This window comes from Photobacterium kishitanii, from assembly GCF_000613045.3.
GTDB classification, from domain to species: Bacteria; Pseudomonadota; Gammaproteobacteria; order Enterobacterales; family Vibrionaceae; genus Photobacterium; species Photobacterium kishitanii.
In genome coordinates this window covers 125,330-138,377 of sequence record NZ_LN794353.1, presented here as the reverse complement: position 1 = coordinate 138,377, position 13,048 = coordinate 125,330, and the positions used below count along the sequence as shown (strand labels likewise).

At 34.8% G+C, this 13,048-nt stretch carries 16 protein-coding genes; 7 read left to right on the top strand and 9 right to left on the bottom strand.

The features are described from left to right. Positions 1–385: 385 nt before the first annotated feature. Positions 386–1,834 (bottom strand): tyrosine-type recombinase/integrase, encoded by a 1,449-nt coding sequence (locus PPBDW_RS15890; protein ID WP_054262130.1) that lies wholly within the window; start codon positions 1,832–1,834, stop codon positions 386–388. A gap of 308 nt (positions 1,835–2,142) precedes the next feature. On the opposite strand from PPBDW_RS15890, the gene PPBDW_RS15885 reads away from it, so the two are divergent. Continuing rightward, entirely contained in the window at positions 2,143–2,490 is a 348-nt protein-coding gene (locus PPBDW_RS15885) for a hypothetical protein (RefSeq protein WP_036790213.1), read from the top strand. Positions 2,491–2,539: 49 nt separating this feature from the next. On the opposite strand, the gene PPBDW_RS15880 is transcribed toward PPBDW_RS15885, so the two are convergent. The 3 genes from PPBDW_RS15880 to PPBDW_RS15870 are packed head-to-tail and all read right to left on the bottom strand — an operon-like array spanning position 2,540 to position 5,264. Then, complete coding sequence (locus tag PPBDW_RS15880; RefSeq protein WP_036790210.1) at positions 2,540–3,520, bottom strand: ABC transporter permease; 981 nt, start codon at positions 3,518–3,520, stop codon at positions 2,540–2,542. Continuing rightward, positions 3,517–4,275: an ATP-binding cassette domain-containing protein gene (locus tag PPBDW_RS15875; RefSeq protein WP_036790207.1), complete on the bottom strand. Its 759-nt coding sequence runs from the start codon at positions 4,273–4,275 to the stop codon at positions 3,517–3,519. The genes PPBDW_RS15880 and PPBDW_RS15875 overlap by 4 nt, the downstream gene beginning before the upstream one ends. Further along, positions 4,275–5,264 (bottom strand): sugar ABC transporter substrate-binding protein, encoded by a 990-nt coding sequence (locus PPBDW_RS15870; RefSeq protein ID WP_036790205.1) that lies wholly within the window; start codon positions 5,262–5,264, stop codon positions 4,275–4,277. Before PPBDW_RS15870 ends, PPBDW_RS15875 begins: the two co-directional genes overlap by 1 nt. A 296-nt stretch (positions 5,265–5,560) precedes the next feature. Between PPBDW_RS15870 and PPBDW_RS15865 the strand changes: the two genes are divergently transcribed. Beyond that, complete coding sequence (locus tag PPBDW_RS15865; RefSeq protein WP_036790202.1) at positions 5,561–5,920, top strand: hypothetical protein; 360 nt, start codon at positions 5,561–5,563, stop codon at positions 5,918–5,920. Positions 5,921–6,286: 366 nt separating this feature from the next. Here PPBDW_RS15865 and PPBDW_RS15860 read toward each other — a convergent pair whose 3' ends face one another. The 3 genes from PPBDW_RS15860 to PPBDW_RS15850 form a co-directional block, all read right to left on the bottom strand. Then, entirely contained in the window at positions 6,287–6,664 is a 378-nt protein-coding gene (locus PPBDW_RS15860) for a cupin domain-containing protein (RefSeq protein ID WP_036790198.1), read from the bottom strand. A gap of 99 nt (positions 6,665–6,763) precedes the next feature. Beyond that, positions 6,764–7,012, bottom strand: coding sequence for a DinI-like family protein (locus tag PPBDW_RS15855; RefSeq protein ID WP_036790195.1), 249 nt, complete (start codon positions 7,010–7,012; stop codon positions 6,764–6,766). A 112-nt stretch (positions 7,013–7,124) separates the two neighbouring features. Beyond that, entirely contained in the window at positions 7,125–7,538 is a 414-nt protein-coding gene (locus PPBDW_RS15850) for a hypothetical protein (protein WP_036790192.1), read from the bottom strand. Positions 7,539–7,733: 195 nt separating this feature from the next. On the opposite strand from PPBDW_RS15850, the gene PPBDW_RS15845 reads away from it, so the two are divergent. Beyond that, entirely contained in the window at positions 7,734–8,213 is a 480-nt protein-coding gene (locus PPBDW_RS15845) for a YbhB/YbcL family Raf kinase inhibitor-like protein (protein ID WP_036790189.1), read from the top strand. Positions 8,214–8,320: 107 nt separating this feature from the next. Next, a complete protein-coding gene (locus PPBDW_RS15840) occupies positions 8,321–9,097 on the top strand; it encodes an AraC family transcriptional regulator (RefSeq protein ID WP_036790186.1) in 777 nt (258 codons plus the stop codon). Between the two features lie 38 nt (positions 9,098–9,135). Here the strand turns inward: PPBDW_RS15840 and PPBDW_RS15835 are convergent, their stop codons facing one another. Then, complete coding sequence (locus PPBDW_RS15835) at positions 9,136–10,191, bottom strand: sugar-transfer associated ATP-grasp domain-containing protein (RefSeq protein ID WP_162271180.1); 1,056 nt, start codon at positions 10,189–10,191, stop codon at positions 9,136–9,138. A gap of 651 nt (positions 10,192–10,842) precedes the next feature. Here PPBDW_RS15835 and PPBDW_RS15830 point away from each other — a divergent pair. Beyond that, complete coding sequence (locus PPBDW_RS15830) at positions 10,843–11,178, top strand: hypothetical protein (protein ID WP_036790183.1); 336 nt, start codon at positions 10,843–10,845, stop codon at positions 11,176–11,178. An 81-nt stretch (positions 11,179–11,259) separates the two neighbouring features. Here the strand turns inward: PPBDW_RS15830 and PPBDW_RS15825 are convergent, their stop codons facing one another. Continuing rightward, positions 11,260–11,730 carry a protease inhibitor I42 family protein gene (locus PPBDW_RS15825; protein ID WP_054262129.1) on the bottom strand — a complete coding sequence of 157 codons (471 nt, stop codon included), beginning with the start codon at positions 11,728–11,730 and terminating at the stop codon, positions 11,260–11,262. Positions 11,731–11,903: 173 nt separating this feature from the next. Between PPBDW_RS15825 and PPBDW_RS15820 the strand changes: the two genes are divergently transcribed. Together PPBDW_RS15820 and PPBDW_RS15815 are read left to right on the top strand one after the other, a co-directional pair. Next, positions 11,904–12,101, top strand: a complete 198-nt coding sequence (locus PPBDW_RS15820; protein WP_036790182.1) for a YwbE family protein — start codon at positions 11,904–11,906, stop codon at positions 12,099–12,101. A gap of 126 nt (positions 12,102–12,227) precedes the next feature. Then, the gene (locus tag PPBDW_RS15815; protein ID WP_054262128.1) at positions 12,228–12,998 is read left to right on the top strand and encodes an endonuclease; all 771 of its coding nucleotides are present in this window, start codon (positions 12,228–12,230) and stop codon (positions 12,996–12,998) included. Positions 12,999–13,048: the final 50 nt, after the last annotated feature.

Below are 13,048 nucleotides of genomic sequence, written 5' to 3'. Positions count from 1 at the left end.
CTTTTTATGACATTTTTTTTGCTTATACAATTTTTCCAATGCCTGATATTCGTTTTTTAAGTTAGACTTTCCCTTTTTTGATGCATTAGATAACATCATTGTTAATCTTTTTTCAAAACTATTAATTTTGGTTTCTAGACCTGTACAAGGAAGTAAACTGTATTTATTTCCATATTGATTAACAGTTAAAGCTGAACTTGAAGTATGAAAAGATGCTAATGTAATTAGAAAAAACACACGGAAAAATATCAAAATAAAAACTCCATTTATTATTTTAGATACGATAGCATTTCCATGAAATTATAAAATAATATAGCAAGATAATCCTACTTACATTACATGTTGTATTACAAGTATTGAAACTATTGTTGTATATTGTGATCTATTATCGACCTGGTGTAACACCTTGTAATTCATCATCAGTTCGACGATCATAGCGTTGAGTTGTCGTAATACTGCTATGTCCCATGAATTTACTCACTAATAATAAATCATATCCTGAGCGTAATAGGTTAGTCGCGACAGAGTGACGAAAGTCATGAGGTGATATTCGTCGTGAAAAACCAAGTTGATGAATATGTTTACAAAGATCATTTAATGTTTGAGTCGTTAAACGTTGTACAGTGAGTTGCTGATAACGATTAACACCACAGAAAAAACTTGATATATTTTGGGAATGTTGTAGACGAATCGCTAGCCATTGTTCAATAGCTGAATAAAGATCACTGCTTTTTGAAAATGGTACATGGCGTTCTTTGTTACCTTTACCCATGACTCGAATTTTGCATAAATAAAGGTCAATGTCACCGATATCAAGTCCAATAACCTCTGCACGACGTAAGCCTGACTCATACATTAACCAAAATATAGCATTATCTCTTAATGCTTTTATTTTATTTGATTGTGCCAAAGTTAGCGCCGATATTTGGTCAACGTCAGTATAGCTTAAGTAACGACCACTTGATTGTCGTGAACCCCGTGGTAATTTTATTGCCTTAATCCGTTGCAGTGTTTCAACTGAAATCGACTCAGATAACCATGCATGATGGGCTACACCTCGTAGCATTCTTAACAAATTATCGGCTGTAGCAGGGGCATAATCTTGCTTTTTATCGCTACTTTTCATTGTTAAACGTGAAGATAAAAATGATTGCATCGAGGTTTGTAGAACGGGAGCATAAAGAACACTATGCCAATCCATTCTTTCAATACAAGGTCTTAAACAAAAACAACTAAATGCTTCTAGCATAACTTGAGCTTGAGATGTTAATTCGATTGTTAATGTTTGTTCAATTGTAATAGGTGCGAGCCAACCTGGATCTAATTCATATTGTGTTTGGTTATGAACTGAAAATTTCTCGATTGAATCTTGCCAATCAGTTAACTGTGATGATGAAATTTGTTGTTGCTGATAGTAATAATCTCCAATAAGTGAAAGTGCTTTTTTCAGTGGATTAATATGTAAATTTTTTAATGACCGCGATGGGTCATAAAATAAGCCTTTCATCTTTGCTTTAGTTTTGGCTCGATGAATTAAAAAAGCGGCCATTGCTTTTTCAATAAGGGTAGGGCTTGTTAACAACATTAACCAATCAATTCGATCGAATGTAGATCCCAATAAAAATCGACTAAAACGCTCTAAAGTATAGCGCGCATTCGCTTGACCACCTGTTGTATCAGTTGCTGCAAGGGAATAGATATAAGCTAATGCTGGATTTGATACAAAATGATCACGTTGACGAAGTTGTTGGCTTATTGATGTTTGTTGACGTAAAGATCCAGGTCTAAGTATTACGTCGTTATGTATTAAAGCGTTTGAAGGGGCGATCGACATTGTTATTAGTCTTCATTCTTGATCTGCTATAAGAGATATTATATAAGACTGATAAATTAAATCCATATAATTCATGTATTTATAAGAAATAAAAGATCTAGCAAGAGATCGAATAAAATAGCTAAAAATAGAGAAATTAATATAATTGGCCCTTAAAACAGGAGGTCATATTCTTCTTCTTGTATGTAATGTCTGGTTAAAAACTATAAAATTAAAGAGTTACAATGTCACTTATTATCACTATTCAACTATCTTATTAGTAATACAGGCTATTATTAATATAGGATCATTAGTGGAGATCATTAATTATGACAGAAAAAGTATCGTTTATGGCTCAGCCATCAATTTCTATTGCCGAATCGATTATTGATTATGTACAAGGGCACGAACACCTGTTTTCAACTATGTTGTATTCAAAACATGATGTGAAAGATTCTAGGTTTCAATTTGCAACAGCATCATTACGCGTTGATATGGTAGAGTTTGACGACGATCATCAATCAGGTTTAGCACATGTAAGTTATGGTATTCACTTCTTTTGGCCATGTAATAACCAGGATGAGATTGATACTTTTCAAGAAAAATTGCCATTTGAGATTAATAATAACCAAATCGTTTTTACGCTAAAAGTACACCAACCTTGGGTTGTTTTATAAAAAAAGAGAGCAATAAGCTCTCTTTATCATTAGGTATATAAGATCATCGTTAGTGAATTAACCGTTTCCATGCACCTTTATGTTGCTTGAGCAAAATACTATGAATCATTAAAGAAGCAATAATAATGATTCCGTACACTAATCGCGTCCAGAATCCGGCTAGACCAGCACTAATAATACCAGCTTCTAAAATACCGATAATACACGCACCAAAAAATGTACCTAATAGTGTGCCGCGTCCGCCAAGTACTGATGTGCCACCAATAAAAACAGAAGCAAAAACGAGCAACATATAACCTTGTCCCTGATTTGGCCACCAGCTACTCATTTCAAGACTAACAAAAACGCCCACAACCGCAGACATTAATCCCATCAAAACGAATAATAACAATCGAGTACGAGCAACTGGTACACCCATCATCTCTGCAGCTTTCGGGTTATCACCAATAAAATTAATATTATCTCCGAATACATGGCGCGATAATATCAGCCATAAAACGGCTAAAATAACCAGACACCACACTGCTTGTGCTGGGATCACATCAGCAATTCGGCCAACCATCATAGTATGGAACCAGCTATCACGTACTTCAGGTAAACTTAATGCTAATCCATCAGCAATAACGGTAGTTAAACCGCCAATAAAAAACTGACTGCCAATTGTTGCAATAATTGAAGGTATATTAAAGCACACGACTAACAGACCATTAAGTATGCCACATAAAATACCAACGATAGCAGCAGCAATAAAAGCAAGTAGAGGGGATTGTGTTGTTTGAAATGTTGCTGCAAAAACGTAGCCGCCCAGCGCAATAACCGATGGAAAACTCATGTCTATTTCACGAGCGATAACCAATAATGTTAAGCAAAAAGCTAACATCGCAGTAAATGGGATCGCTGACATGAACGAGGTGTAAATACGCATATGGGTAAAGGTTTGCGGACTATATATCGTAAACAATAACCATAAACTTACCAACATTAAACTAGTAATGATCGGTGCGCGATGACGTCCAAAAAATGAATTCATGCAGCACCTCGACCAACAGCTGTAAGCAGTGCATGTTGTAATGATTGTTGATCCATGTCAGCTTTATTATATTCTGCAACAATAGTGCCTCGATCCATTACTACGAAACGATCAGCAACACGGTAAGCATCGTTCATGTTATGAGTAATGAGTAAGCAAGCTCGGTGTTGTGCTTTTAATGTTTCGATAAAGTGCAATACTTTTTCAACTTCACCTAAAGATAATGCTGTTGTTGGCTCATCAAGTATGACCAATTTTGCATTAAATAACATCGCACGACCAATAGCTAATCCTTGTCGTTCACCACCTGAAAGTTGTGAAATACAACTATCAATGTTTGCTCCAACACCTCGAAAGTCAAGCTTTTGCAGTAACTGCTGTGCTTGTTGACGTTCTTGTTTCTGATCTATAAATCCTAGACGTGTTCGAATATGACGGCCTAAAAATAAATTACGCCATACTGATTGCTGTTCACCTAGTGACCCTGATTGATAAACAGTTTCAATTCCGAGTTTACGAGCAGTTTTTACGTTATAGCCTTGTTTATCAATACATTTATTCTGAATAGTAATATGACCAGAATCAAATGATTCAATTCCTGCAATAAGTTTGATCAACGTTGATTTTCCTGCACCATTGTCACCAAGTAATGCAACAACTTCACCCTCATCAATACTTAAATTAATGTTACGCAACGCATGAATCGGACCAAACCACTTATTAATATCAGTAAGCACTAATGCCTTAGAACACATTAACGAATACCTTTTGCAGCTAATGGCGCGATAAAATCAATATTATTGAGATCAACAAATCCAGCACCAGTATCAATATTTAGACCAGAAAAGCCATAATGTTTACTTAAAACTGTTTGTACAACAGACAAATACCCCATAAGGTAAGGTTGGCTATCAGCAACTAATTGAACATATCCGCTACGAATAGCATCTGCTGTTGCAGGGGATAAACTAAACCCAGCAACAAAAAGTTCTTTAGGCCTTACGCCCGCATTACGTAAAAAATTAGCCATTTGTGATGTAAGTGATCCATGATCGACTAGTATCAGTTTTGTGCTCACATGACTGGCAAGGTATGAAGTAATCGCCGAAGTACCTAATGATGGATCTTTATCTGTTTCTGGAGATATTTGAAGAAAATCAACGGTTAACCCAGCTTGCTCCAAGGTTTTGATCATTCCTCTAGTTGATTTACTTCGTTCTGCAATATCTTTAATCCCCCATACTAATGCACGATCGCCAGCTTTAAATTGACCGCGACGTAATGCTTCGGCTGCCAATTTTATACCGCGTTTTGCATTGCTTACACCCACATAGCCAAAGCCCTTATTTTGCATCGCATTCATACTAGCAGGTAAAGCGGTATCAATAGACGTAACATTAATACCTTTGGTTTCTGCTTCAGTGACTAAAGGTTGATAAGCGCTGTCACCTGGATGCCCCATAATAATAATTCCTGACGGGCTGGCGGCTACAGCTTGCTTAAAGTTCTCAATCATCTTTTGTGGTTGCCAGTCTGAATAAACGACTCGTAAATTAGCCCCAAGATCTTCAGCTGCTTGTTTCGCTCCATTTTGGACAACAGTTGCATAAGGGCCACCAACCGGACCACCAACATCAATCCAAATTGACATATTTGCGCCAGAAGGTGCTGCGCAGACATTAGTAGAAACGAATGCGAGACTTGCGAGAACTACAGTCGAGAACTTCCTAGAAAAAGGTTTCATTTATTCACCAGCAATTTGAATTATTTGATATTTAGTGAAGCATTTTATCGTTATTTATAAAAAACGCTAACTATTAAAAAGATAATCCACTAATAGAATATTCTCGTGCTTATGGTAAGAATAGATGGAAAAATAATTGCATAATCGTGATGGTAGGCAGATTTAATGCATAATATAAAATTTATTATGAGCTCATGAAATTAAATATCTTGCAGTATCATAACATTAACTTGATGTGAAATTTACAACATATATGCTATAAATAGCTTTCATAATATAAATAGGATTGAGAAGTAATGAAGAAATTAATTACAATATCAATACTTGGAGCTACTTTATTTTATAATTGTTTAGCATATGCAAACGTAGAGGTAAAAACAGCACATGAATTGGCGATTTTTCGTTTAGGGTATATTCATTCAATTACTCCCTTTGATATCAAAGAGCCAACCGATGATTTACAGACAATTGCGAATATGTATGCGCTAACTTATGCAATAAAAGACTTACCAGCAGAGATAGAAGAAAAATATTATACGTTACCATGTGCAACACAAGAAGATATTGCGTTTGAATATTGTAAAGCTTACAGCACTCCGCATAATATCCACGTTGGAGTGTTAGATATGCTAAAAGATATTCTATCTGTATATTAAGAGATATGTTTTATACTTTAATATAATCAACACGATATCCGCAAACACACAAAATAATATTTTTTCCTACAAGATATTCAGATTTACCACATTTTGGACATATAAAAATCGCCATAAAATCAAACATAATCACACCAGTTAACTAACATATTGTTAATATATAATACTGTTGCTCTATTAAGTCAGAATAGTTTCAATGACATGCGATAAAAACCACAAAATAAAAAAGCGTTATTCCTTTTTTCATTAAATAATCGCTTGTGTCTCCAAATATATTGTAATCAAAGTAGCAGAAAACAAAATTTATAAAAAAACTCTCACAAATAATCATGAGAGTTTTTATAAAATACAGGTTTTAGTTAATAATTATTTATCAACTTCAAAGCCAAATGTTTTATTTTGGATATATACCATGTCACAATCAGTTGTATATACTACGCTATGAATGCGATTAGCTTTGATATAACCAGTTTGACCCGCGGTTAAGATCATCGGTTCGCCATCTTTAATCAACTCGCCATCGACACGAAGGTGAAATTGAATCGCGATTTCACCTGTAACTATAATAGACATGTCATCATGTGGATGATGATGTGGATCTTCTACGGTACCAGCCTCCCAGCGTTCAAGTAGTGCAGTTACACAATTCGCATTACTTTCATCAGTATCGCGAAAACTAAAACCAGGAAACTCGGGATCAGCAGTAAAATCAGACCAAATATCTTTTGAAATAAACGTGCTCATAATAGAGATCACCAATAACTAACAATAATATTATTATAAGCACTTATCAGTAGTATCATCAGTATTAAATTAGCAAGCTCAATATGCAATTATAACGTACTACATATCGTAACTAGGCTGCTCTAACCAGTCATCAGCTTCATCAAACATTGCTTCAAGTTGTAATTCAACTTGCTGCTTATCTTCCTTTATACCGCCTAAGACACTTAATTCATTTGCGCCACCTAAACGTACTCGCACTAAAGCATCTGGCCAAGAAATAGCCATACGCCGAGTAAATTCGCGTTCAACTTGGTGAAATGTATCTTCAGGTACATTATTTTTATTAACCATTAATTCAATACGCATATAAGTCCATTCATTACACTGGATAAAATAACACTGATTATATATACAGCTACGTAATAAAGGCAATTTAATCTATTTATGGTCTTGAGTGGTAATGCTTATTAAGTGTGAGTTATTCAAATTTACATGTAATAGAAGTAATAGGTGTACTTGATGTAGAAAAACAAGCGTAGGCAGTTTGTGGTTTATGTCGACGTAATTGAATATAACCCGAATCAACGGCATCATCTGAAAATTTTATAAGATGTGATTGTGTTGTAGTCATATCGGCATATGTAACTTCAAATTCATCATGCATAGCATTAACAACTTTATTTAATGTATGTGCCGTTTGAAAAGTAATACTGGCACAACGCATTGGAGGCTGATGATGTATTTCTGCAGTTTGACTTTTCTCATCATATTTAGCAGCCTCTATTGTTGGTTCAATATTTATTGCTTGAAAAGAATTAACGGTACAAGTTGGTTGAGCAATGACAAAGGGGGAAAATAAACTTGGGAGTAAGAGTAGAGGGATCAATTTCATTTAACAATCATCCTTATGGTATTTTGAATATCAATTTGTATCATATCTTGCAACGTTTAAAGTCAAAAAATTCAACAAAACACAATAAGAGTCACAATTACCATAATTAAATCAATAATTGACACTTAAAGGTGAATATTTGTGAGAAAAAACTCGTATAGTAACTCCATCGACAATAAATAAGAGCATATAACCATGTCTACATTTACAATGACAAGTAACAGTATTACTGAAGGCCAACACCACGAAAAGCGTTTTTCATTTAACAGCTTTGGTAACGATGGTGATAATATTTCTCCTCAACTAGCTTGGGAAAATGCACCTCAAGGCACGAAGAGTTTTGCTGTAACATGTTTTGATCCTGATGCACCTACTGATTGCGGTTTTTGGCATTGGCAGGTAATTAATATTCCAGCATCAACACATGAATTAGCTGAAGGCGCATCTGCAAATCTTACTGCAGGTTTAGAAATGCGTAATGACTACGGTTTTAATGGCTACGGCGGTGCATGTCCTCCTGAAGGTCATGGTGTTCACCGTTACGTATTCACAGTATGGGCATTGCCTTGTGAAAAATTGGAAGTACCTGATGACGCATCATGTGCATTAGTGAGCTTTATGCTTAATGGTACTGCATTAGCGAAATCGACTATTACTGCGCATTATCAACGTTAATAACGTCAATGCTAGTATTATAGAAAAGTCTCATCAATAGTTATCTATTATGAGACTTTCTTTGTTATAGCATTGATAAAGTCATCTCAAATTTAAAGGGGGATAGTATGTCAGCAATAATTCAGTGTATTCATTACACCGGTCAAAAATCACAGCAATTACGCAATGTACCTTTTATCTATCCATCCATTGTTTGGGTACAAACTGGCGTTAAAAAACTACAGTGGCAAAATGATTGGATTAATATCAACCCTAAAAACTGGTTATTAACGCCAGGGCATTCGCAACAAACCTTTATTAATCAACCATCACAAGCAATATTTTCATCACTGCAACTATGTTTTTTAACTAAGCCAACCACCGAACTCATTAATCGTTCTCATCGCCATGCAAGTTGTCATACAACACCTGATTATTTATTTGATCCAGCAGGCGAGTATCTCTTTATGAACTTGGTTAATATGCCAAAATCGTTACCACGTAACGTTCAAGAGTGCATGGTAAATGCATTATTTGAGTATTTAGCTAATATGGGAAAGTTGCATCTACTTTTCAGTTCTCAAGATTTATCATGGCGTGACAAATTAGCTGCACTATTTAGACAACAGCCAAGCGAACATCATAGCATTGAATCAGTCTGTCAACATTTTGGGTTAAGTAAATCAACACTGATTCGTCGGTTACGTGAAGAATCAACCCAATTCAGGGAAGTTTTAGCTGAATTAAGAATGGGATATGCATTGACCTTATTGCAACAACAGCACTATACGCAACTTGATTTAGCACAACTATGTGGTTATCAGTCAGAAACACGATTCGCACAACGTTTCAAAAAGCAATTTGGATTATCTCTAAAAGAATATCAACAAACTATCAATAGCTAAAAGAAGGGCTGAATTTTTCAATTCAACCCTATAGTAATTTATGCTGCAATGAATTTTTTATCGGTCCACGGCATGTCTGCAAACATAGGGCCTTGAATAGCCTCTGTAAATTTAATGCCGTTATGAACAGCATTCCATTCCATAATTTCAACACTGCCTTGGTCATTAATAATGACATCCCAACCAATCGATTGTACAAAGGGGTAGTTTTTATGTAATGCAATTACATCGTCACATGCTTGCTTAAAATTAGGAATCATTACACCTTTAAACGCTTTTTTCGTTGTTGGGTGTTCACTAATTTCAAACCAATCACTGGTATAACCATTATTAAATAGCTCACCTGAATCTAAATTAATGCCAACACGAATATTAGTTGATGATTTAACAAATTCATCAGAACCAATACCTAAACGTAAATATGCGCCACGAACATCAACTTTACCTTCCGGTGTTAACACGGTCGTTAAACGTATTGTTGCTCCTGGTTTAGGGAATAATTCATTAAATACATCATGTTGAACGATTACCTTTTGGAATATACCTGATCCAATTTTTGCTATTTTATCTACACAGAATTCATTTTTATTAAAGAAATGAATGCCTTTACCTTGGTATGATGAATTAAGTTTATAGATAACAGTCTCATGATCTTTAAACAAAAAATCTTTTACTTCTTCTGATTTAAGTATCTTATTTGATGCTGAAATACTGAAAATTCCACCAGAATAACTCACTAAATCAGGAAAAAGATTCGAAGAAAGCAATAGTGCGCTGATGTTCTTTATTTGTGCAGCTGTACCACTAATACCATTACTTTTTGGTAATACGACTCTTCCATAATAATTATCAGGGATCCAACCTTGCTTAAACTCTCCACGCATTATTGAATAAACATATAACCAAGGTGCGTATTTTATATCGCCAAGCGTATTTTTTGCATAATTATCACATTGATCTTTAAGACTTTGTGGAAATTTTCCTTTAGATTGCTCTAAATTAGCAAGGACTTCCATTGCTTCCTTATTTAAAAAAGTATTATATCGATAATCTCGAATATAGGTATATGCTTGTTTGATTTTATCCATGTTCATAAATAATAGCTCATTTAAATAATGCATGCTTAAACATTACATTTTTATCTTTATATGTGATAACAATAATTATAAGTAAGTTATTGTTCGTACCATAAAAAACATAACATTTCAGAAAAACAATAAATAGCTTTTATTTAATAATATATAAAAAATGACAGTATCAACACATTACTACATATAAAACAATATGTTAACGTATGACTTTCCTTGCAACAATACAGGTTAATAATATATTTAATTAATAAAAAGATGGGAATCTATATGCTTTATTTCTTATTAAATTCATATTTCACCAAAGCTGAAACTATTCTCTGCTAATCCATCTAGATCTAATACTGAAATACAAACATGAGAAAAACCGCTGAGTATAAGAGATAGAATGAACTATAGCACTTACGATAAAAAGGGCTAATTTTTTTGACTATACAAAAATATTTGATGACTGTTAACTGTTGAGTGATAAGTAAGTCAACTTATTACCCATGTGTTATCAAACAGTAATTTCATGATTAGCAGCAATAAATTATTAAATAGGTGTTTAAACAAGCAATTAAGTGTTTATTTTAATACATAATTTGATCTTCACTATAAAATAGACTTTAAATAGCTCATAGATAACCAACTTGTGTTTTACTGAGGGAATAGCCCATGAAGAAGTCAACAAAATCTGCTCTAGCAGTGCTTGGCGCAATAGTAATATGCAGTTTAGCATTTACAATTATCAAAAGTGATCAAACGACAGGTAACAATACTACAATTGAACATACACAAAAAAATACAATCGTTGAATTACCAGCAGCATCATTACCTAAAAATATAAATCCAGATTCAACACCAACTATACAAGTTAAAGATCAGCCTTATAAATGCAGTGATTTCGATCCTAAAACAGGTGGTTTAAAAGGTTGGACAGCTGATATGGGAGTAGGGCCAGCAATACCAGAGCAATTACTACCTAAAGATTGTCCCGCGCTTCAACACTAATATCAACTTTACTGTATTAAAGCCCTCAATCAGGAGGGCTCTTTTATATTGCATTAATTATGATGACCTATAACGAATGAGCTAAGGTTGGACAGAAATAGTAATATTTTTACTTTCCCAACTATCTTTTTCCCATGCTCGACCATAATTTAGCTTTAATTCACCTACACCATTAGCAACCGCCTCAAATGTGTACGATCTTAAACCGCTACAGCCCACCATCCCTTTTTTACACTGCGCTGAGTTATGGTAATCAACACCCAATAGCATTAATGAATTAGGCATTGAGCGTAATGCCCATGATGCGCCAGTAGAAGGATTCGCAGGTAGATTCAATTGAATCGTTTGACCAAGCTTAATTTTCACTGCTTGTTTTTGATCTGTTGGTAAGCAAGCACGTTGAGGTTCTTTGTTAAAGTCTCCAGTAACAATACTCGTAAAGCCAGCCTCACACTCAGGTTGTAATGTCTTTTGTGATTGTGGAGCAGCGAGAGCGCTCATACTTACGCAACCTAATGTCGTTGCTAATAGAATATGTTTCATTATTTTCATACGGCTACCCTTAATATTTTTATTTCTCTGTAAGCCTAACAAATAACTCTAACTGAGAGCCATACAAAATCCTCTCAATGATGTACAAAAATAAGCATCTTTTAATATTCAGTTGCGTTTTTCTGTAAAAAATCAATAATACAGCCTGAAAAACTAATAATAAAAGAGTCAATATGTCAGGTACAAATCGTTCAAATATCTATATTGGTTTAAACGTAGAAATTGTCTTAAAGCAAGATCAACGCACAGGGAAACTCACGTCAGGTACAGTAGAAAAAATCCTCACTAATTCACCAACACATCCACATGGTATCAAAGTTCGTTTAACTACCGGAGATGTAGGACGAGTGAAAGTAATCCTATCCGAATAAGCAGTATTATAAAACCACTTATTATTCATAGCGTTATCTCAATATAAAACCAAAACCACGCAGGTTTTGTCATATCAATATGTCAGTAGATTGATAAATTGATCGCACAATCTAAAAGAGAACATCGTGAACCCAACTAAAATTATTCTACTTAGTGTCGCACTATTACCGACACTTGCATTAGCACAAACTCCACAAGGTAACACCACCAACCAATCATTCAGTAAAGCGAAAAAGATCATGCAACAGCAGATCTATACTAACCCTGCTGATATGAAAACTATTTATTGTGGTGCAGATTTTAACAACAAAAAATACATTACCTTACCTTCTGGTTTCACAACAGATGTTTATAAAAAGCGCATCAAGCGATGGGAGGCAGAGCACGTTGTTCCTGCCGAAAACTTTGGTCGTGCATTTAGTGAATGGCGTGAAGGGGCAAAAGTATGTGTCGATAATAAAGGTAAAGCGTTTAAAGGCCGTAAATGTGCAGAGAAAGCGAATAAAGAATATCGCCTAATGCAATCAGACCTATACAACTTATATCCTGCTATTGGTGCAGTTAACGCTGCGCGTCAAAACTACAATTATGTAATGCTGCCTAAAACAGCCAGTAAAGATTACCGTTCATTTGGTAGTTGTGACATGATCATCGATAAAAAAGATCATGAAGCACAGCCACCTAAACGTGCTCGTGGCGTTATTGCGCGTACTTACATGTATTTCGATGCTGTATATCCTAGCTATAAAATGAGTCGTCAACAACGTCAATTAATGAGTGCGTGGGATAAACAATACCCCGTATCAAAATGGGAATGTGAACGTGCGGATAAAATCCAAAAAATTCAAGGCAATGTTGATCCTATTCTAGCATCTCGCTGTAAGAACATCGGTTAATCGCTACATTACCTAAAACTAAAACCTACAAATCCACATATAACAATGTG

What these genes read in the sequence shown, in the direction of transcription:
- PPBDW_RS15825 (WP_054262129.1), bottom strand. Translation starts at nt 11,730, where the DNA reads ATGAAAATAATGAAACATATTCTATTAGCAACGACATTAGGTTGCGTA.
- PPBDW_RS15830 (WP_036790183.1), top strand. Translation starts at nt 10,843, where the DNA reads ATGAAGAAGTCAACAAAATCTGCTCTAGCAGTGCTTGGCGCAATAGTA.
- PPBDW_RS15870 (WP_036790205.1), bottom strand. Translation starts at nt 5,264, where the DNA reads ATGAAACCTTTTTCTAGGAAGTTCTCGACTGTAGTTCTCGCAAGTCTC.
- PPBDW_RS15885 (WP_036790213.1), top strand. Translation starts at nt 2,143, where the DNA reads ATGACAGAAAAAGTATCGTTTATGGCTCAGCCATCAATTTCTATTGCC.
- PPBDW_RS15850 (WP_036790192.1), bottom strand. Translation starts at nt 7,538, where the DNA reads ATGAAATTGATCCCTCTACTCTTACTCCCAAGTTTATTTTCCCCCTTT.
- PPBDW_RS15835 (WP_162271180.1), bottom strand. Translation starts at nt 10,191, where the DNA reads ATGAACATGGATAAAATCAAACAAGCATATACCTATATTCGAGATTAT.
- PPBDW_RS15880 (WP_036790210.1), bottom strand. Translation starts at nt 3,520, where the DNA reads ATGAATTCATTTTTTGGACGTCATCGCGCACCGATCATTACTAGTTTA.
- PPBDW_RS15820 (WP_036790182.1), top strand. Translation starts at nt 11,904, where the DNA reads ATGTCAGGTACAAATCGTTCAAATATCTATATTGGTTTAAACGTAGAA.
- PPBDW_RS15860 (WP_036790198.1), bottom strand. Translation starts at nt 6,664, where the DNA reads ATGAGCACGTTTATTTCAAAAGATATTTGGTCTGATTTTACTGCTGAT.
- PPBDW_RS15865 (WP_036790202.1), top strand. Translation starts at nt 5,561, where the DNA reads ATGAAGAAATTAATTACAATATCAATACTTGGAGCTACTTTATTTTAT.
- PPBDW_RS15845 (WP_036790189.1), top strand. Translation starts at nt 7,734, where the DNA reads ATGTCTACATTTACAATGACAAGTAACAGTATTACTGAAGGCCAACAC.
- PPBDW_RS15890 (WP_054262130.1), bottom strand. Translation starts at nt 1,834, where the DNA reads ATGTCGATCGCCCCTTCAAACGCTTTAATACATAACGACGTAATACTT.
- PPBDW_RS15855 (WP_036790195.1), bottom strand. Translation starts at nt 7,012, where the DNA reads ATGCGTATTGAATTAATGGTTAATAAAAATAATGTACCTGAAGATACA.
- PPBDW_RS15875 (WP_036790207.1), bottom strand. Translation starts at nt 4,275, where the DNA reads ATGTGTTCTAAGGCATTAGTGCTTACTGATATTAATAAGTGGTTTGGT.
- PPBDW_RS15840 (WP_036790186.1), top strand. Translation starts at nt 8,321, where the DNA reads ATGTCAGCAATAATTCAGTGTATTCATTACACCGGTCAAAAATCACAG.